The following is a 19,739-nucleotide window of genomic DNA, read 5'->3' as shown; positions in this document are numbered from 1 at the left end:
TTGAACAGATTGCGGTTGTAGCCATGCCCAAAATTTGACGACGCGAAGTATAGTGTTCCATTTGGCGAATGCTTCATAATCCTCCGTGAGGATTTAATGCCCACAAAGACAAAACTTCCTCGTTTTTTTGCCTCAAAATTTCGACCCATGCTAATACGCTCACGACTACTCCCCGCTTTGCCTACTGTCAAATGGTTGATAGTAGGCCTGTTTTCGACTTTTTTCTTCGCCCCTTTCTCGGTTTTTTCCCAAGTTGACGACCTCAAAGGCATCATGCGCGAGTTGCGCGCGCTGGACGGCACCTGGTTTATGCCTACCGACAGGGGCGACCGACTCGAGTATTGGCAAATTGAGGACGACAGCACGTTTGTCGGTCGCGGCATGCGCATCAAACCTGAAAACGGCGACACGGTGCTGCTCGAAACCATGCGCATCGAACGGCGCGACACGACCATCAGTTACATCGTCAACGTGCGCGGCCAAAATCAAAATCGCCCCATCGTTTTCAAACTTACGCAAGCTGACTACGATGGCTATTTGTTTGAAAATCCCGCACACGACGACCCCCAGAAAATCCGCTACTTGTTGCTTGGCAACCGTGAGCTGCAAGTCTTCACCGAAGGCAAGCGCAACAACCGAACGGTGACACAAGAATATGTGTTTGAGCGCGAATTCACGCCCGGCTCCGTTGAATTTCGGGTGCGGGGCGGCATCAACGCCAATACCTTGCGCGGTTCGGGCACTTTGATACCCTTGTCAGGCGCTACCGAGCCGAAGTTTGGCTGGCGGCCGGGCTGGGAATTGGGCACTCAAGCTGTCTTCAACGGACGCGGCGGATTTGTGTCCATCAACTGCGAGATAGGCTTGGCTGGCAGATATTCTTCCGCAAACTCGGCCTTCGACATTTTCGACGATTCGCTGATTGTCTATCGGCGCGACGGCACTTACAGTACCCTATGGCTCACGCTCGCCGTCGCTCCCGAAATCACCTTCAAGCGCGACGGGCGTTTGTCTCTGTTGGTCGGGCCTTACTATGGTATCCTGCTCACCAGCCGGCTCAACGGGGTGGTGGAGCCGCAGGGTGAAAATCAGCTGTTCGAGTCGAACAACGATTTCAAGAAAAACGACCTCGGCGTGCTCGCGGGTTTGCAATACAAGCTTAATTTCGGCAAAAAAGACATCGGGGGCAAAATCGGCATTCGTGCCAATCTCGGCCTGTCGGACCTCGACAATCTCTATGTGCGCACCACCAAAGGCACTCAGCAAACCAATGGACGGGTTTCGCTTATGGGCGTGGCTGTTTATTACAGCGTCAATTTGTTGCAACTTTGAGTTTTTGGGGATTTGTTGAGGCATCGAGGAGGAGATGATGGATGGGGAGAGTGTTCAGAAAACTGTGTCATCTTAATGGAGACGATAAGAAAACATAGAGGCACGAAGGGCACAGGGTTTTGGTTTTCAATAACTTACATTCCTTTAAGCGCGGCGTGTATTGCGTAAAAAGAAAACATCCGGTATGATTTGACACACTTTTCCGAGCACTCTCCCCATCTCGATGCCTCAACACCTCAACCTCTCAACAACTTCTCTTATGCCCAAGCAAAAATTCTACGTCGTCTGGGAAGGCCACACGCCCGGCATTTACACCACTTGGGAAGCGGCCAAGCGGCAAGTGGAAGGCTATGCCCAAGCCAAATACAAGAGTTTTGAGAGCCGAGCCGCGGCCGAAAAAGCATTGAAAGAAAGCTATTGGGCCTACGTCAAAAAATCGGATAGCAAGCCGCCAAGTGCTGAGAAGGTGCCGCGTTCGGCCATTGTCAAGGAGAGCGTGGCTGTGGATGCGGCTTGCAGTGGCAACCCCGGCGACATGGAGTATCAGGGGGTTTACACTGCCGACGGAAAGCGGCTTTTTCATGTAGGCCCTTTGGAGGATGGCACCAACAATGTAGGTGAGTTCCTCGCCCTCGTGCATGCGCTTGCTATGCTGAAACAACAAGGCAAACCCTCAATGCCGATTTATTCGGACTCCAAAATCGCGCAAGGCTGGGTGAAAAAAGGCAAGTGCAACACCAAGCTGGAGCGCACCGGGCGCAACGATACGCTCTTCGAACTCATCGAGCGGGCCGAACGCTGGCTGGCTGCCAACAATATCACCAACCCAATCCTGAAGTGGGAGACCGAGTCGTGGGGGGAAATTCCCGCTGATTTTGGCCGAAAATAAAAAAACCGACCTGACGCTGTTGCGTCGGTCGGTTGGCATAGCCTTAGACTCCCTTTCATCCCTTTTTATTTGTCAGCAACGAAGCTGCTTGTTTCTCCGAGCAGTGTGGAAGGGTGCAGCCCAATCAGGTTGTGGCTTTGATTTTCTATGGCGCCTCTGTTGGCCAGCACTTCCTTCGCGTTCATGCCTGTTGCTTGAAGGTTCAGTTTGCCTGTTGGCAGTATGAACAGCTTGGCACCACTCTCTACGCGCAGCGTGTGTATTTTCACCTCTTCATCAATCACCGGGTAAGAAGCCGTGGTGGTGGAGGTGTTGGGGATTACTACATCGTGAAACTCGTTGGGAACCCGTTGGAGCGACCAGTTGGCGGCCACGTTCCAGTCAATGGGGCGACCGGGCTTGCCGCCCACCCACACGTTTTTGATTTGGGCTTGAGTTCCTTGTATGGAAAAAATAAGTGCGAAAGCGACGGTGATGACTGCAAGAGTATTTTTCATGACGTTCGATTTTTGATTTTAAAATTTTTGGAAGGTTAGTCGTAGCGTTTTTCACGATTATCAACAGATGCTGATTTACAGGCTTCTGGCGAGGCTTTTTTTACCTGCTCTGAACTCGATGCGTACCGTTTTCCCACAAGCCACGGGTTTGCCGTCAAGGGTGGCTGGCTGCCACGGCGGCATGGCTTGCACAAGTCGGAGGGCCTCTTCGTCGCAGCCGTGTCCCAGACCATGACGGACTTTGGCTTGGCCAATCGTTCCGTCGGCGTTCACGGTGAAAGTGACCACTACTACCCCTTCGATGTGGCGCATGGCGGCGGCTTCCGGGTAGCGCAAGTGTTGGCTGAAATACTGGGAAAGCAGAGCAAAAGTGTCGGCGAATTGAGCATCCCGCACTTCCGGGCCTTCATAGTGGCGCTTTTGGGCATTGAGTTGGTTGAGGAGGGATATGGCGAAAAACAAGACAAGCGTTCTCATGACAGTAGGTTGATTTCTCATTTGTGATGACACAAACTTACCCTCGACCGTGCTCGACGTGCCAACGAACTGAAGCGAGCGAGCCAGTCGGCGCAGTGAAATGGGAAAAAAGGCGGGTGAAGGCAATGTGGCAAGGGGCGTCAAGGCGCATTTGCCGCAATTGGTGACGGATGGTGGATGGTTGGCACAATCGAATCCACAACTATTTGTCACTTCAAATGATTTGAGCGCTCCCCTCTTCACTACCTTTCGGGCATGGAAACCCATCACATCATATTATGTGTGGACGACGAAGAGGACAACCTTTTGGTTTTCAGGAGTTTTTTCAGAAAATACTACACCGTGCTGACCGCCCAAAGCGGCGAGGAAGCTTTGGAATTGCTCAAAAAACAGCCGGTTGACCTCATCGTAAGCGACCAACGGATGCCACGCATGACGGGCGTGGAACTCTTCGAGCGCATTCGCGACGAACACCCCGACGTGGTGCGCATCATCCTGACGGGCTACAGCGACATCCAAGCGGTGATAGATGCCATCAACAAGGGCAAAGTGTATCATTTTGCGACCAAGCCTTGGGACACCGACGAGCTGAAAAACATCCTCGACCGAGCCTTGGAAGCTTACACCCTCCGACAACTCAACCGCCGTTTGGTGGAGGAAAACATGGAACTGTCGCTCCGCACCGAGCGCCAAGAAAAGGCCAACATACTTTCCCAATTCGAGCTGCTCAAGAGCCAAATAAACCCTCATTTTTTGTTCAACAGCATGAACATCCTCGCGGCGCTCATCCCGCAAGACCCCGCGAAGGCAGTAGAGTTCACCCATCGCTTCTCGAAGGTCTATCGCAAATTGTTGGAGTTGCGCGAGCAGCCATTGGTGTCGTTGAGCCAAGAATTGGACTTTGCCGACTCCTACGTCTATTTGCAAAAAATGCGTTTTGCCGACAGTTTGAACGTGGAAATCGAAGTGCCTGCCGCCGCGTGGCGACACTGCTTGCCCCCGTTCACCCTCCAAATTTTATTGGAAAATGCGGTGAAACACAACATGGCATCGGCGGAGCATCCGTTGCGCATCCGTGTTGGCCTCACCCCCGATGGCAAGCTGGAAGTGTCGAACAACCTCCAACTGCGCGGCTCCCCGGCAGAATCCACGCACCTCGGCCTGCAAATCCTGAAAACGCGCTATCAGCTCATCACCCCCGAACCCGTCGAATTTGAAAAGACCGAACAAGCGTACGTCGTGCGGGTGCCGCTCATCGAGGAGGCTTAGCGTTGAGATGAAGCGCCTCACAAACGACAATGGAGATGAACTATTAAGACCACTGTCCGATGAGCAACATCCAACTTTTGGCTACCCCACAACTGCGCAATCTCCTGTTAACAGCCCAACCAACTGCTATGCGAGTCATCATTGTAGAAGACGAAAAACACGCGCGAGACAACTTGGAAAAACTGCTGCGCGAACTTGACCCTCACATCGAGATTCAGGCCAAACTCGATTCGGTGCGTGGCACGGTGGCGTGGCTGCAAGCCAACGAGACCGACCTGATTTTCCTCGATATTCACCTTGCCGACGATTTGAGCTTCAAAATTTTTGAGCAGACGGAAGTGAAGGCCCCCGTCATTTTCACCACTGCCTACGACCAATACGCATTGCGGGCCTTCAAGGTGAACAGCCTCGATTACTTGCTCAAACCCATTGACAAAGAGGAACTTGCTCAAAGCCTCGAAAAGTACCGCGCCACTCGTCAGCCCCAACCCGCTTTCGACGTGCATCAGTTGTTGCAGGCGCTCCAGCAGCCCCAGCGTTCTTACCAACAGCGTTTTTTGGTGTCGCGCCGCGAGAAAATCCTCAGCGTGAAAGCCGATGATGTTGCCTATTTTGAGGGCGAAGACCGCTACGTTTATCTGGTGAAAAAGGATGGCGCTCGCTTCATCGTGGAGTACAAATTGGCCGACCTCGAAGACTTGCTCGACCCGACGCATTTTTTTCGGCTCAACCGCAGCTACATCGCCCACTTCGACGCGATTGACAAAATCACGGTGCTTTCCAAAAGCCGCGTCAAAGTGGATTTGAAGCCCCAAGCCCCGCGAGAAGTGATTGTCAGCACCGAGACCGCGAGAGATTTTAAGTCGTGGCTGAATCAGTGAAGCAGAGGCAAACCCCCATGCACATTTTTGCCCACCATCTTGGTTTGCCAAAAAAAACTACTTTTGCCGCGCTTCCCGAATCGCCCATTCCGGCATTCTAAGCCGCAACGACATGACCGAACATCTCACGCCTGCACTCGTATTGTTCGTGCTTTTCCTCTACTTCGCCATGCTGATAGGGGTGGCTTGGCTGACGGGACGCAATGTGGGCAACGAGGGCTTTTTTCTTGCCAATCGGAAAGTGCCGTGGTATGTGGTGGCTTATGCGATGATAGGCACGAGCATCAGCGGGGTCACGTTCATATCCATTCCCGGCAAGGTGGGTGGCTCCGGGCTTAACATGGCTTTCTCTTACATGCAGGTCGTGTTGGGCTACTTGGCGGGCTACCTTTTCATCGCCACCGTGCTGATGCCGCTTTATTATCGCCTGCAACTCACCTCCATCTACGGTTACCTCGGTCAGCGATTCGGATTTTGGTCGCACAAGACAGGTTCGGCATTTTTTCTGTTGTCGCGCACCTTAGGCTCTGCGGCGCGTATGTTTTTGGCAGCCAGCGTGTTGCAGATGTTCGTGTTTGCGCCGCTGGGCGTTCCTTTCGTCCTGACAGTGACCCTGATGCTGGCCTTGATTTATGGATACACGTTCAAGGGCGGGTTGAAGACCATCATCTGGACGGACACCATCATGACCACTTTTTTTCTGGCCGCCTTGGTGTTCACGGTCATCACGGTCGGCAAAGCGTTGGATTTTCGATTTGGCGACATCATCCCGGCGGTGATGAGCAGCAAATACGGACAGGTTTTCTTCTTCGACAATTTCCTTTCCGACCCCAACCATTTTGTCAAACAATTCCTGAGCGGGGCACTTATCGCTGTGGCCATGACGGGTCTTGACCAAGACCTGATGCAAAAAAACTTGGCCTGCAAAAACATCCGCGAAGCGCAGAAGAATATGTTTGTCTTCTGCATTTACCTGCTCATCATCAATTTTCTCTTCCTCACGCTCGGTGCCCTGCTCTACCTCTACACCAGCACACTGGGGCTGGAGGTGCCGCCCCGAACCGACCACCTATACCCCAAAATCGCTTTCGACCACTTGGGTTTGGGGGCAGGCATTTTCTTTATTCTCGGCCTCATCGCCAGCACTTATGCCAGCTCGGATTCGGCACTCACAGCCCTCACCACTAGCTTCTGCGTCGACTTTTTGAATTTTGAACAAAACGCGCCAACGCCGCCCCACGAATACGCCGACGAATCCGAACATTTGGCCTATCAAAAAGCGGTGCAGCGCCAACGTCGTCAGCGCACATTGGTGCATCTTGGTTTTTCCATCCTGTTCATCATCATCATATTGGCGCTCAATGCTTGGAGCAGCGACGCGGTCATCAACCTGATTTTCAAAATAGCAGGCTACACCTACGGGCCGCTGCTTGGGTTGTTCATGTTTGGCCTGTTCACCAATCTGAAAATCCGCGACCGTTGGGTGATACTGATATGCGTGCTGGCCCCCGTGCTCACTTGGGTGGTGGAGGTGTCGTGCAAACGATGGCTCGACGTGGGCTTCCTTACCATTCTCATCAACGGACTTATCACCTTCTTCGGCCTGTGGGTGATTTCTTACCGTGAAAATGATTAGTTTTGCGACTAATCCGTTGATTCCCGCGATTTTACATGAAACAAAACAAGGTGGTCAAAATAGCAGCCCGATGGTTGGGGATTCCGTTGCTGTGCTTTTTGGTGGCGGTGTTGCTGCTGCTTTTCAGCCCACCCGTCCAGCAAAAAGCCGCTCATTGGGCGGCCCAATGGCTGCAAAAACGCTTGCAAAACACCGTTCGCATTGCTCGCTTTGAACTTGACTTCCCGCGTCGCGTCGTGTTGGGGAACGTGTTCGTCACGGATGCCGCAGGCGACACCTTGCTAAATGTGGGTTCGTTGGTCGTGGAAACCAACTTTTGGAAACTATTCCGCGACACCCTGCCGATATACGGCCTCGCGCTGCACGATGCGCACTTGCGACTTGCGCAAGCAGATGCCCGTTGGAATTACCAGTTCATCCTCGATGCCTTCGACGACGGCCAACCACCCTCCGGCCACCCTCCCAGCCTCTTCGTCGCCGCCCGGCGAGCGCCCGTCCTGCTGCAAAACGTGCGTTTTGAATGGGAAGACACCGCCAGCCATAGCCATTTCCGCTTTCAAGCCGATTCGCTGCACGGCACCCTGCAACAGGTGCGAATGGACACCCTTCAAATTGATTTTTCAAACATCACCGACAACAATGGCCGCATCGTGTGGCGCACGGACGAGGCACCGCCGCCCGAGCCGGGCACTTTTCGCCCCGACCATATTGATTTGCGCAACACCCGCTTGCAAGTGGGCCAGCTTCGGGTAAAGGCAGATAGTATCCTTGCATCTGTCGCGGCGATTCAGGCCAGCGACGCGGGTGGCCTGCAAATGTCGGTATCCACCGATGTCACTTTGGTGGGCGACCGACTGGCGCTAAAAAAGATGCGCCTGCAAGCCAACGAGAGTTGGCTCGCGGGTGGGATTTCGCTCCAAACGCGCGATGCCTTGCACTACCGATTCGAGCCATTGGAGGGGCAACTGCGGAGCGCCGACGTGACTTATTTTACCGACTACCCTTATTTTAAAAAACACCCCGACGAGGTTTTTGATTTTGTGGTGGAAGGCAGCGGCTCGCTCGATGATTTGCGACTTCAAAAACTCGACCTCCAAACAAAACACGGCACTACGGCACTTTCGCTTAGCGGCCACATACACCACCTGCGCCAAGCGACCCGACTTGGCGGCGACCTGACGGTGAGCCGATTCCGCACCAACGTCCGCACGGTTCAAACATTCGTGCCCGCCGGGACGCTGCCGGAAGGAATGGCTGCCGACGACGTGATTCAGATGCAGGGCCGCTTCCGCGGCGACATGCGCCAGTTGGAACTGAGCCTCACGCCGCTCTACCAGCCGACAGGTCAGGAGCGCAAGCGCCCCATGAAGGCGGATATCAGCGCGACCATTGCCAACGCCGGGCAGCCACGCCTCATTCAGTTCGACACACGGCTACATTCCTTGGATGCCCCGGGCGATTTGGTGGAAAAAATGCTGCCGCCGGGCACCCTGCCGCCGTCGTTCGAATTGCCCGAAATGACACATCTTTCGGGTAGCGCCAAAGGCGATATGCGTCGGGTGGACGGCCAGTTGAACCTGCGGACAGGAGAAAATGGGAGCGCCGCACGACTCGATTTTTCGCTGGCGGATTGGCAAGGCGCGAGCGCCCGTTACCAAGTGGAACTCGTAGAGGCCACACTTGACAGCACTTTGCTCGCGCCATTTTTCCGCGACACCGCACTGAGCCAATATCTCCATCTGCCACCACAGATACAGGCAAAAGGCACCTTGACTGGCGGTCGCGGTGGTTTGGGCAGCGAAATATCCTTGAACATCCCCAAGGGCGGCCGCGTAGAATTGGCCTATCGGGATAGCGTCGGTAATATGGACGTGACGCTGCGTTCCGAACAACTGCTCCCCGCCGCGTTGGTGCATCCGGCACTGCTCGCCGACTGGGGCTTCGACACCACCCAACGCCTCGATGTCAGCGCCAGCATCACAAGCGACTCCCTGCGCAACATTGGCTTGGAAGCACGACTTCAACAACTCGAATGGTCGGGTTGGCACTGGGGCAGCGTTCGGTTGGAAGGCAAAAAAATGGCGGCCAACGGCAACTTTCAAGACTTGCGCGTGGAGACTTGCTTTGAACAACGGGCGCTCCAATCGCCTGTCCCGTTTTTGAGCAGCGGCCATCTCCGCGCTCATCTCGACCATCTCTTTCTGCCCTTTTTGGACACACTCGACCAGCATCGCCCCTTGCTGGCGCGTGGAGGGCTTTTGCTGGATTCCTTGAAATGCTGGCGCGACACGGTGCAGGTTTTTCCAAGCCAACTGACCGCTCAAATTGGTTTTTCCGAAAGAGAAAATATTTTTGAGATAAACAGCGATTGGCTTGAAGGCAGCTTGGCTGGGCGCTTTGACAATCGCAAGCTGCCGGAGCTGCTGGTCTCGTGGCTCGACAAACATTTGCAGGGCGACTCTTCCTCCTTTTCCCGCGCTCATCAAGATTCGCTCGCATGGCAGATTGCCATGCGACAACCCGGCTTGTTTGCGAATGGCCTCATACCCGGCCTGACGGCGCTCGACACGGTGCGCCTGAGCGGCTTCTACCAACCCGGCCTGATGGGCGCCCGGCTGCAATGCGACCAAATCGCTTGGCAAGGGCATCGGGTGCGGCAGCTGGAGGGAATGGCTTCGTTGGACGAGTCGGCGGGAACAGTGATAATCCGCAGCCCTGCCTTCAAGATGAGTTACAAATCCGCTTTTGAAGGCTTGGATTTTGGGGCGCGTCTGGAAAAGGGCATAGTGACCACTCACCTTCAAGTGCTTGATTCGCTTGGGCGGCAGCGGGTTGCGTTGGGGGCCGCTCTGACGCAAGATAGCATCTGGTATGCGCGCCTTGAACCCGTGCAGACCATACAATATCAGCAATGGGCTGTGTCGGCAGGCAATCGCATCAACTTCCCGACCGCAACGGCTCCGCTGGCGGTACACGATTTCGAGATGCGCCTCGACTCTCAGATGCTGCGCCTCGAAGGCGATTTGGAAAACCGTCTTCGTGCCGAGTTTCAGTCCCTCGACCTGTCCTTGTTGCCCACCCTGCTTCAGCTCGACTCGGTCACGATGGGGGGGCTGTTGGAAGGAGTGGTGCGCATTGACTCGCTGCAATCCGACGACCCCACCATCCGAGCACGTCTGGGAATCGGCGGGTTGAAATACAACGAGGCCGATGTCGGCAATTTGAGTTTCGGTATTTTGCAAACAGGGCGAGATGCTTTCAAAGTGACAGCCTCCGTGCAAGGAGCCAACGAGGTGGAGTTGAGCGGCGATTTTGGCACGAAAACTCATCTCAATTTGAATGTATTCGTCAAAAAGCTTCGCTTGGAGACCGCCATGCCTTTTGTGAAAACGTATTTCCACGAATGTTCGGGCGAACTTGCCGGCCAAATGGAGGTGGGCGGCATTTTGGAAAAACCCGATGTCAGCGGGATTTTCCAACTGAACGACGCCGCGATTCGGCCCACCGTGAACAATGTGCGCTATCGGCTCAATGGGCAGACGTTGCGCATCGCGCACAATGCCATCGTGCTTGATAGTTTGCAAATGACCGACGAGCGCAACCGCCGCGCATGGCTAAACGGGCGAGTTGACCTCAACAACATGGACAGCGTGGAGCTCGATTTGCAATTCGCCATGCAGGAATTTTTGGTGCTAAAAACAATAGAGACCAGTGACGTGCCCTACTTCGGCACACTCATGACGGATGCCACAGGCACGGTGAAAGGCAAGGCATCGCTGCCAGTCGTCATGGTGAACGTGAAACCATCGGGCGACTCGGAGCTTTGGTATCGCTACGACGACGGGCAGCGAACGCTCAACGAAAGCGTCGGCATTGTTGTGTTTGTCAATCCCAACGAGCCGGCGACACCAGTGGAAGAAGTGGCAGCAAAGACGACGTTCCCATTCAGGCTTGAGATGAATTTGGAATTGAAAGACAACAACAACCTGAAACTAAAAGTGATTCTGAACCAAATGACCCGCGATGTGCTGGAAGCCAAGGGGCGGGGCAATCTTCACCTCGACGTGTTTCCGCATGGCGACATCGAGTTGAATGGTCGCGTGGAAATCGTGAGCGGCACCGCCGAATACTCTTACAACAACTTTTTCAAACGCACTTTCATGCTCGCCAAAGGAGGCAGCCTGATGTGGACAAAAGACCCCTACAATCCAGTAATGGACCTCGCGGCACATTATGTGGTGAAGACCTCCCCGCTGCCATTGCTTGCTGGCCAATCGAATCAACCCAATATCGGTGTGCAAACATTCTGGCTCACCGCGAGTATGCGCGGCTACATGGACGATGCCGAGTTGAAATTCGAACTGGCCTACCCCATTGACGCGGAACAGGGTACCGACTACAAAAACACAGGCAATCCCGACATCATTCAGGCGGTCAATCAGATAAACGAAAATCCGGCGGCCATTTCCCAGCAAGTGTTCAGTCTCATCGTTTTCAAGTCGCTCAGCGGCTCAGGTCTCGACCAAGCACGTGTGGTGGATTGGCAGGCGGGTCTGAACAACATGATTTCACAGCAACTCAACGCGCTTGCCAGCGACATCTCGTGGGTGGATATTGATTTCAAACTGAACGATGCTTCCGCGTCGGGGCAGGCCGACTTGGATTTCAGGGTGAAAAAATCGTTTTTCAACGACCGGGTCACCTTCCGAGCCAGCGGGGAGACGAGCTTCGACTACGCTGGCTCCAACGGCAACAGTAGCGGCGTGGGCAGCCAATTCGACAATATCTTGGTGGAATACAAAATCAATCGCAGTGGCACGCTCAAAGCCACGGCCTTTTCGGAACAGGCTTTCAACGGCCTTTTCCAACGCCGCATCAACCAGACGGGCGCGGGGTTGATTTTTGAAAAAGAATATCTGCGCCTGTCCGACATTTTCAACCGCTCCCCAAAAGCCGCTTCCGCACCCAAGCCCGCTCAATGAGAAACATCGTCCTTTTCGTCGTCCCGCTCCTATTGGCTTCCTGCATGGGCACGCGCCGCTTGCCCGAAGGCCAATTGCTCTATCGCGGGGCAAAAGTGGAGCTGAAAAAAGCGGACAAGGCATGGCCGACCGATGCCTTGAAAACTGCCGCACAATCGGTGGTGGCATTGCCAGTGCCCAACAAGGCGGTGTTGGGCATCTCGTTCGGGTTGTGGGTCAACACTCGGTTCAAACCGCAAACTTGGATGCACAAAAAGTTTGCAACAACGCCCGTTTTGTTCACCCCCGACATGGTGGAAACAACAGAAAAACTACTCGACAATCGGGCGCTCAATCACGGCTATTTCGATGCGGAGGTGACGCACATCGTGAAAATAAAAAGAAAAAAGCGCCAAGCAAAAGTCCGATACACGCTTCACCTGCCCGCACCGCCACACCGACTCCGCCACATCGAATACCAACTGCCAATCAATGACGAGTTTGGCCGCCGCGTGGCCAATTTGCTGCCCAGCGCCACCCTCAAACCCGGCCACGTTTACAATCTGGATGCCCTGCGGACGGAGCGCGAGCGCCTCGCCCAGCATCTTCGCAATGAAGGTTACTATGAGTTTCAAGCCGACTATTTCTTTTTTGAGGCGGATACGCTCATCGGCGAGCGGAACATTGACTTGAATTTGCGCGTGAAATCTTCCGCACCCACCAATGCTTTTGCCCGATACATGGTGGACACCATCGCAGTGTTCCCCAATATGCAGGGCATCAACGACACCACTACCCAAAAGCCGCCGCACGGCGAGGGCGATTGCGTGGCTTTTCGAGGCAGACCGGGTGGGCTGCCGCCCGATATGTTGCGAAAAACGTTGGCTTTCAACTGTGGCGATTACTATTCCGGGGCCGCGCACGAAACCACCTTGGCCTATCTTTTTCACCTCAGCTCCTTCAAATTCATCAATCTGCGCTTCGAGCCAAAGCCGGACTCCACGCTGGCCGCATCCCTCCAACTCATCCCGCACAAACGCCACAAGGTGAAGCTCAACGGGGCCGCCGTGTACTCTCCCCAGTTGTATTGGGGCGGGGTGTTCGGATTGGTGTACGACAATCGAAACACCTTTGGCGGCGCGGAAACGCTGCGATTGGAGGCCTCCGCGCAGCCCTTGCGCATTTCCGACAAGAGAAACGCGGGTTCCGATATCAACCTCCTGACATTGGATGCGAAGACCACGCTGACGATTCCGCGATTGCGCCCGCCAACGTTCAGGCCAGATGGCAGCATCCGTGCGCCATTGTTGCAAAACCGCTATGCGCTGGAGTATCAGCTGTCACGTTATGTGCTGCTGCAAGCGTCTGATTTTGGCAAATTTGGCGCGGCGCTGCACGAGTTCGACTTCGACGGGGGCTGGGTCATCAAAAACAGCAGCCGCCCCACGCTCACGCAAGAAATCAACCCGCTGAGCGCCGGTGGGCGCTTCACCGCCATTTTCCCAAAAACGTTTCGCACTATCTTTGAGGCAACAGTGAAGGGCGATTCGACCAGTAGCGTGAATTTGACCTACGCGCCACAGATTTATTTTGCGCCCAACTATGCCTTCGTTCACGACAATCGTTTCCTTACCAGCTTGCGTCGGCAAACATATTGGCGCGTGAAAACAACGCTGCGCGGGGGGCTTTTTTTCGATTCGCCGCTGGCCCCCGAATCACAGACCTCGCCGTTCAATCTGGTGACTTTTATTGAAAACGATATTCGCCAATTTTTCAATCTCGACAAGCGCACCACCCTTGCGGGAAGGTTCGTGTTCAACGCGGCGCTTCCGCTCACCGATGCCTCCGTGTCGTCTTTTTCCATCAACGACCTTTATATCATCGGTGGGGCCAATAGCCTACGGGCCTTTCCGCCCCGCACCATCGGCCCCGGCAGCTTGCCGCCGGAGGCTGGCGCGAGCGGCATTGCCATCATCTCCAATCATGTGGGCAATTTTTTGATGGAAATGTCTTGGGAGTACCGTCGGCGCTTCACTCCTCATTGGGAGTGGGCTGCCTTCTTGGATGCGGGCAACATCTGGACCTTTGCCCCGTTGCCCAACCAACCGGGCGCGGAGTTCAAACTCAATCGTTTTTACAAGGAATTGGCCGTGGGGACGGGGCTTGGGCTGCGCTACGGCATCAGCTTTTTGGTCATTCGTCTCGATGTGGCCACGCCTGTCGTGAAACCCTGGCTCACGGTGGGCGAGCGGTGGAGATTAGGGAAGTTTGCCCCCCACTCTCGTGCTTGGCGCAGGGAAAATTTGGTGCTCAATTTTTCGGTGGGGTACCCGTTCTGATGCGTTTCTGCCCCAATCTCTTATCCTCCTTTTGCGGAAAGACCCGACAAAAGCCCTCCCAACAGTTTTACCGCGTTTTCCACCACTGCCGCGCTTTCCACCGGAATCTTGAGGTAGGTCTGGCCGGTTTGCTCGTCTTTGGCGACGATGGACTGCACCAGTTCCTGTGTTTTTTCAGGGCTGCTTAGTGTTTGTGCCAAACCCGCAAAAAAAGAAACGCCCGTCTGCACCAGCTCCTGCGGGGAAGCAGGGGCGGGGGTTCCCATTGATGGGCGGGTGCCGGAGGGTGAGGATGGCTGTCTATGGGCGGTTTTTTCTTCTGCGCTGGTTCGGGTGGGCGATTGGGGGGCTGGTGTGGCGGGATGCTCTGTTGTGCCATGTTTGGAAGAGGTGCTTGGCTCGGTGGGCACGTCGTCGTCGCCCATAAAAGTTTCGGCAGGCTCGATGCGGTTTTTGGGTTGCTCGCTTTGAGGGGCAGAGGCAGAGGGCGGTGCTTCAAAGTCCTCGCTTTCAGCCATTTCCACAGCCGATTCGTCGGGGGTATGGGGCTGCTGCCAGCCTTCTCCTGTCAGAGATTCCACATTGTCCATGAACTTTTTGAATTTCGTCTCGGACATAAAGATGGTGTCGTCGCCGTCCGGGTCGAGCACTCCCTGCGCCATTCCTGCCTTGAATTCGAGCACGCCAAGCATTCGGTGTTCGATGCTTTCGGTGGCGACCATGTTGATGACGGTGACGTTGCTTTTTTGCCCCATGCGGTGGATGCGGGCGATGCGTTGTTCGAGCACGGCGGGGTTCCAAGGGATGTCGAGGTTGATGACCATGGAGGCGGATTGCAGGTTTAGCCCTACGCCGCCTGCATCGGTGGAAAGAAACACGCGGCAATCGGGGTCGTCGCGGAAGCGGTCGAGCAACGGGGCGCGGTCGGCGCTGGGGATGCCCCCGTGCAGGTTGGCGTAGCCTACGCCACGGCTGTCCAGCTCTTGCGCCACGAGTCGGGTCATGCGTTCCCATTGGCTGAAAATCACTATTTTTTGCTCTGGGTCGGCGAGTGCCTCTTCAAAAATGCAAAGCAGTTCGTCAATCTTGGTGTCGAATCGGGTTTGTTGGTCGAGGATGTAGGTGCTGTCGCACACCATGCGCATTTGGGACAGGGAAAGGATAAGTTGCAGTCGGTCTTTTTCGCTCAGGAAGTGCATCCGGCGCCATTTGGCCACCAGTCGCGCCACATTATCGGCTAGCTCGCGGTGGATTTCTTTTTGTTGCTGCGTCATGGGCACGAATAGCGTCTTGTCCATGCGTTTGGGGAGCTGCTTCAGCACTTCTTTCTTTTGGCGGCGAATGAGGCAATCCGAGAGGGCCGTGCCGATTTCTTTTAGGTTTTTGTAGCCGAGCACTTGCCCATTCTCGCCCACGATTTGGTAGCGGTCGAGAAAACGGTAGAGGGGTGGGAGTTTGTGTTGGTCAACGAATTGCGTGACGGCGTAGAGCTCTTCCAGTTTGTTTTCCAATGGGGTGCCTGTCAGGACGAAACAGTAAGGGGTTTGCACTTTTTTGAGTTGCATCGAGACTTTGGTGCGAAAGTTTTTGATGCGCTGCGCTTCGTCAATGATGAGCAGGTCGGCATCCATTTGGCGCAGATATTCGGCATCATTGGCGACGGTGTTGTAGCTGACGATTTGAAAAAAGGAATCGTCGGTCTCGTATTGTTGGATGCGTTTGGTTTGGGTGCCTTCCACCACGTTGACCGTGGCGCCGCTGAATTTTTCGACCTCTGTTTTCCATTGATACTTCAAAGAGGTCGGACACACCACGATGGCTTTTTGAATGCCCATTTCGCGGCGCAGCATTTCGGCGGCACCGATGGCTTGAATGGTTTTGCCAAGTCCCATTTCGTCGGCAATGAGGCATCGGCCCGCGTTGGCCGCGAAATGCACCCCCACTTTTTGATAGGGGAAAAGATTGACTTTCAAAAGATTGTCGAAGTATGGGGCACTGGCTCCGCCGGGTAGTTTTTTGCTTAAAAGCGCCCTTCGGCGAATGTTTTCACGGCGTTCGGCAATCAGTTGGTAGGCATCGGGGTAGCATTTGAACGGGGGGTGGATTTTGCGGGCTTTTTCGATGAATTTTTCAAAATAGGCAAACCCGTCGGGCAAAATGAACCCATCGCCGTCGAACCATTTGGAGGCCAACTGCAACATTTGTTCTGTGTGTTCCGTGCCTACATACAAGCGAATGCGTGGCTCGTGGCGGTAGTCCACATAAACCGCCGAGACGGGCGATTGGTATCCTTCTTTGAAAGCCTTCTTGGCTCCCCGCTGTTTGCCAATCTTATGCAGCACCGCGCTGATGTGCTTGCAAAGTCCCAAGCGATTGGTCTTGAAATCTTGGCAGGTGCAGAAATTGCCGACCGAGGTGAGCGTGTTCTCTGGCAGAAGACCTTTTGAAGGGATGTTTGTGCAAATCACGACGCGATAACTGTTGCGTGTGGTGGGGTTCCAAACACTGAACTCTGAAAAAATGGGGTGGTCGCCCATGTTGGTGATTTCAAAGGGATTGTCTTCTCCGAACTGTTTCCGCAGTTTTAGCTGCCACAAGTCAAGAGAGATATCGCCCGGGCGGCGGTGGTAGGATACTTTTACTGCTTTTTTGGGTTTGGCTTTTTTGGATGATTTTTTTGCCGCTGCTGCTTTTGCCATGATTTGTTGCCGATGGTATTGTTTTCGGGATGAGGCAAAAGTAGTGCAGCCGACTGTAGTGATTGGTGAGCGGAACGGAGAAAATTGCGGGATGTGCGGTAGCCTGCCTGCTGCTCAGCTTTTGACTTCTGCCGCCAATTTGTCCAAATCCCGAATCAGGAGGCGCGAGCGGTTGAAAGTCAGGAGCCTTTTGTAGCGCAGGTCGTTGAGCGTGGTTGTCACGGTTTGGCGGCTGGTGGCCGTCAGGTTGGCTATTTCTTGATGCGTGATGAAGTTGCGTACCACCCATTCGTAGCCCACGCGCTGCCCCTTTGTTTGGGCTAAATGCACCAGATACTCCACGATGCGGCTCCGGCTATCGCGGAACACGAGCGACTCCAGCCGCCGCTCCATTTCCAGCTGCCGTGTGCCAAACATCTTCATAAAGAACAAGTTGAGGTCAGAACGCTCGCGCATGAGGCCGCGCAGCTCGTCCAAGGTGACCACGCAAGCAGAGGTGTTTTCGAGGGCAGTGGCGATGTCGTGGCGATAGTTTTCACCGAGCAGCGCCAGCTCGCCGAATACCTCCCCCTTGCCGAGTATGGCTTTGGTGATTTCCTTGCCTTCCTCGTTCATCACGGAAATTTTGATGCGGCCTTCGTTTATGAAAAAAATGCGGTCCGAGCAATCGCTGGGCACATATACCTGCTCGCCCTTTTTGAAGGTGCGGTAGGTGTGCTGCGACATCAGGGCCTCGTTGCCGAGCTTGGTGGGACAAAGCAAGTGGGTGACATCAATGTTCTCTAAGTGCCAAAGTGCCTGAAGTGTTTGCATATTCGAGTAAGTCGAACGGAGAACACGCCGCGAGGGATGTGGTTGAGTGCTCATGATGTTTTTTGAGAGCAAAAGTCGCGGGGTGCTCGGAGCAGAAATGTTACCTGACGGACTTTTGGGAAAGAATTTGGTTCAACCCCTCATTTGCATTATTCCTCCAATTTCAAATCAAACCTGCGCAGCAAGTCCTCCACCAAGGGGTTCACCTCTTTCATTTTGTCCAATTTTTCTTTGGCGGTGAGCGGGCGTTGAGGCCGAGCGGCCAGCTGTTCCTGCAATTTGCTTTCGTCCAATTCGACTTGAATTTTCAGGGCCGGGTCATGCAGCCGGTGGCGGAGGGTGTCGAGCAAGCGCATCATTTCCGCTTGGACGTGGCTGCGGTTGGTGACGGAATGGACGGTGGCGGTGAGCACCTTGTCGTGCAGGCGCAATTCCGCGTTGAGGAGTGCCATGCGCACGAGGTTCGATTCGAGCGATTCGGCGTAGGCCTTCCATTCCGTGCGGGCATTTTCCAAATTGAGGCGGCTTTCTAGGGCTGCTTTTTCCGCTTCTTCCACCTCCACCGCTTGCTCGTAAGCATCGAGGCGCAGCGGGATGGCTTCTGCTTTTTTCAGGCCCTGCCGGAGGCCGGAGGCGAGTTCGAGCATTTCGGTGCGGCTCAGGGGCTGTGCGTTGCCTTTGGCGGGTGTCTCTGGCTCCGCTACGGCGGAGGGCGGCGCGTTGTGGGGCGCGGAGGGGGGGCGGTAGTTGTTGCCATTGGGGTTGGCGGTGCCGTCGGCCTTTGGGGCTTGGGTCAGGTCAGGAGTTTTTTTTTCCTGAAAAACACCTGTTTGGGCAGCTGCCGCGACCGCTCGCCCGATGTAGCATATTTTGAGCAATGCGAGCTCGACGTGGAGCCGCTTGTGGCGGGCCATTTTGAAATTCACGTCGCAGTCGTTGCAGATGTTCAGCGCGGTAAGCAGGAACGACGCGGGCGCAAGCGATGCTTGCTTGCGATAGCGTTCGCGGAGGCTTTCGCCAGCCTCGAGCAGGGCGAGGGTGGCTTCATCCTTGCAAACGAGGATGTTGCGCAGATGTTCGGCAAGGCCAATGATGAACACATCTGGCTCAAATCCTTTGCGGAGAATTTGGTCGAACAAGTTCAGCATGGCCGCGGCGTCCTCAGCCAGCAGGGAGTCCGTTATCTGAAAATAATAATCGTAGTCGAGGACGTTGAGGTTTTCGATGACATCCTCGTAGGTGATTTTTCGCCCGGTGGCCGAGCTGGTGATGCGGTCGAAAATGGAAAGTGCGTCGCGGAGCGCGCCGTCGGCTTTTTGAGCGATGATGTGCAGGGCGTCTTCCTCTGCTTCGATGCCTTCTTTTTGGCAGATATCTTTCAGGTGAAGCACCATGTCGGCCACCGTGATGCGCCGAAAATCGAAAATCTGGCAGCGCGATAGGATGGTCGGAATGATTTTGTGCTTCTCGGTGGTGGCGAGTATGAAAATGGCATAAGGCGGCGGCTCCTCCAAAGTTTTCAGGAAAGCATTGAAGGCAGCTTGCGAGAGCATGTGCACCTCGTCAATGATGAAGACCTTGTATCTGCCTTGTTGTGGCTGAAAACGCACCTGTTCGGTGAGGGCGCGAATGTGCTCGACGGAGTTGTTGGAAGCCGCGTCGAGTTCGATGATGTTGAAGGAAGCGTTGTCGTTGAAGGATTTGCATGACGAGCACTCGTTGCAGGCTTCAAAGTTTTTTGTGCGGTTTTCGCAGTTGAGCACTTTGGCGAGGATGCGGGCGCAGGTCGTTTTGCCCACACCGCGCGGGCCTGTGAACAGGAATGCGTGGGCCACATGGTCGGTAGCGAGCGCGTTTTTCAGCGTGCCAGCGACGTGTTGCTGCCCCACCACGTCCTCGAAACGCTGCGGGCGATATTTGCGGGCGGAAACGACGAAGTTGCTCAT

At 54.7% G+C, this 19,739-nt stretch carries 12 protein-coding genes; 7 read left to right on the top strand and 5 right to left on the bottom strand.

The window, feature by feature from the left end; genetic code table 11:
* Positions 1–147: 147 nt before the first annotated feature.
* Together KIS77_08800 and KIS77_08795 are read left to right on the top strand one after the other, a co-directional pair.
* Entirely contained in the window at positions 148–1,332 is a 1,185-nt protein-coding gene (locus KIS77_08800; protein MCW5922429.1) for a PorT family protein, read from the top strand.
* A 259-nt stretch (positions 1,333–1,591) separates the two neighbouring features.
* Positions 1,592–2,221 (top strand): ribonuclease H family protein, encoded by a 630-nt coding sequence (locus KIS77_08795; protein ID MCW5922428.1) that lies wholly within the window; start codon positions 1,592–1,594, stop codon positions 2,219–2,221.
* 65 nt (positions 2,222–2,286) lie between these two features.
* Here the strand turns inward: KIS77_08795 and KIS77_08790 are convergent, their stop codons facing one another.
* The gene (locus KIS77_08790; protein MCW5922427.1) at positions 2,287–2,718 is read right to left on the bottom strand and encodes a hypothetical protein; all 432 of its coding nucleotides are present in this window, start codon (positions 2,716–2,718) and stop codon (positions 2,287–2,289) included.
* 75 nt (positions 2,719–2,793) lie between these two features.
* Positions 2,794–3,195, bottom strand: a complete 402-nt coding sequence (locus KIS77_08785; protein MCW5922426.1) for an energy transducer TonB — start codon at positions 3,193–3,195, stop codon at positions 2,794–2,796.
* Positions 3,196–3,450: 255 nt separating this feature from the next.
* Here KIS77_08785 and KIS77_08780 point away from each other — a divergent pair, with 255 nt between their 5' ends.
* The 5 genes from KIS77_08780 (at position 3,451) to KIS77_08760 (ending at position 14,281) form a co-directional block, all read left to right on the top strand.
* On the top strand, positions 3,451–4,464 hold the full coding sequence (locus KIS77_08780) for a response regulator (GenBank protein MCW5922425.1): 1,014 nt from the start codon (positions 3,451–3,453) through the stop codon (positions 4,462–4,464).
* Positions 4,465–4,592: 128 nt separating this feature from the next.
* On the top strand, positions 4,593–5,345 hold the full coding sequence (locus KIS77_08775; protein MCW5922424.1) for a response regulator transcription factor: 753 nt from the start codon (positions 4,593–4,595) through the stop codon (positions 5,343–5,345).
* Between the two features lie 112 nt (positions 5,346–5,457).
* Entirely contained in the window at positions 5,458–6,981 is a 1,524-nt protein-coding gene (locus KIS77_08770) for a sodium:solute symporter (protein MCW5922423.1), read from the top strand.
* A gap of 35 nt (positions 6,982–7,016) precedes the next feature.
* Positions 7,017–11,963: a translocation/assembly module TamB domain-containing protein gene (locus KIS77_08765; GenBank protein ID MCW5922422.1), complete on the top strand. Its 4,947-nt coding sequence runs from the start codon at positions 7,017–7,019 to the stop codon at positions 11,961–11,963.
* Positions 11,960–14,281: a BamA/TamA family outer membrane protein gene (locus KIS77_08760; protein MCW5922421.1), complete on the top strand. Its 2,322-nt coding sequence runs from the start codon at positions 11,960–11,962 to the stop codon at positions 14,279–14,281. Before KIS77_08765 ends, KIS77_08760 begins: the two co-directional genes overlap by 4 nt.
* Positions 14,282–14,301: 20 nt before the next feature.
* Here KIS77_08760 and KIS77_08755 read toward each other — a convergent pair whose 3' ends face one another.
* The 3 genes from KIS77_08755 to KIS77_08745 form a co-directional block, all read right to left on the bottom strand.
* Positions 14,302–16,980 carry a DEAD/DEAH box helicase family protein gene (locus tag KIS77_08755; GenBank protein ID MCW5922420.1) on the bottom strand — a complete coding sequence of 893 codons (2,679 nt, stop codon included), beginning with the start codon at positions 16,978–16,980 and terminating at the stop codon, positions 14,302–14,304.
* 114 nt (positions 16,981–17,094) lie between these two features.
* Positions 17,095–17,793, bottom strand: coding sequence for a Crp/Fnr family transcriptional regulator (locus tag KIS77_08750; GenBank protein MCW5922419.1), 699 nt, complete (start codon positions 17,791–17,793; stop codon positions 17,095–17,097).
* Positions 17,794–17,942: 149 nt separating this feature from the next.
* On the bottom strand, positions 17,943–19,739 hold the full coding sequence (locus KIS77_08745) for a DNA polymerase III subunit gamma/tau (protein MCW5922418.1): 1,797 nt from the start codon (positions 19,737–19,739) through the stop codon (positions 17,943–17,945).

The sequence above is a fragment of the Saprospiraceae bacterium genome (assembly GCA_026129545.1).
GTDB lineage: Bacteria > Bacteroidota > Bacteroidia > Chitinophagales > Saprospiraceae > M3007.
The sequence above is the reverse complement of the archived record's forward strand: the minus strand, read 5'-3'. Positions and strand labels throughout refer to the sequence as shown.

Bases quoted from the DNA above. Each gene is read 5' to 3' on its own strand.
- KIS77_08800 (MCW5922429.1), top strand. From the start codon at position 148: ATGCTAATACGCTCACGACTACTCCCCGCTTTGCCTACTGTCAAATGG.
- KIS77_08780 (MCW5922425.1), top strand. From the start codon at position 3,451: ATGGAAACCCATCACATCATATTATGTGTGGACGACGAAGAGGACAAC.
- KIS77_08790 (MCW5922427.1), bottom strand. From the start codon at position 2,718: ATGAAAAATACTCTTGCAGTCATCACCGTCGCTTTCGCACTTATTTTT.
- KIS77_08765 (MCW5922422.1), top strand. From the start codon at position 7,017: ATGAAACAAAACAAGGTGGTCAAAATAGCAGCCCGATGGTTGGGGATT.
- KIS77_08785 (MCW5922426.1), bottom strand. From the start codon at position 3,195: ATGAGAACGCTTGTCTTGTTTTTCGCCATATCCCTCCTCAACCAACTC.
- KIS77_08755 (MCW5922420.1), bottom strand. From the start codon at position 16,980: ATGGCAAAAGCAGCAGCGGCAAAAAAATCATCCAAAAAAGCCAAACCC.
- KIS77_08745 (MCW5922418.1), bottom strand. From the start codon at position 19,739: ATGAGCAACTTCGTCGTTTCCGCCCGCAAATATCGCCCGCAGCGTTTC.
- KIS77_08750 (MCW5922419.1), bottom strand. From the start codon at position 17,793: ATGCAAACACTTCAGGCACTTTGGCACTTAGAGAACATTGATGTCACC.
- KIS77_08770 (MCW5922423.1), top strand. From the start codon at position 5,458: ATGACCGAACATCTCACGCCTGCACTCGTATTGTTCGTGCTTTTCCTC.
- KIS77_08795 (MCW5922428.1), top strand. From the start codon at position 1,592: ATGCCCAAGCAAAAATTCTACGTCGTCTGGGAAGGCCACACGCCCGGC.
- KIS77_08775 (MCW5922424.1), top strand. From the start codon at position 4,593: ATGCGAGTCATCATTGTAGAAGACGAAAAACACGCGCGAGACAACTTG.
- KIS77_08760 (MCW5922421.1), top strand. From the start codon at position 11,960: ATGAGAAACATCGTCCTTTTCGTCGTCCCGCTCCTATTGGCTTCCTGC.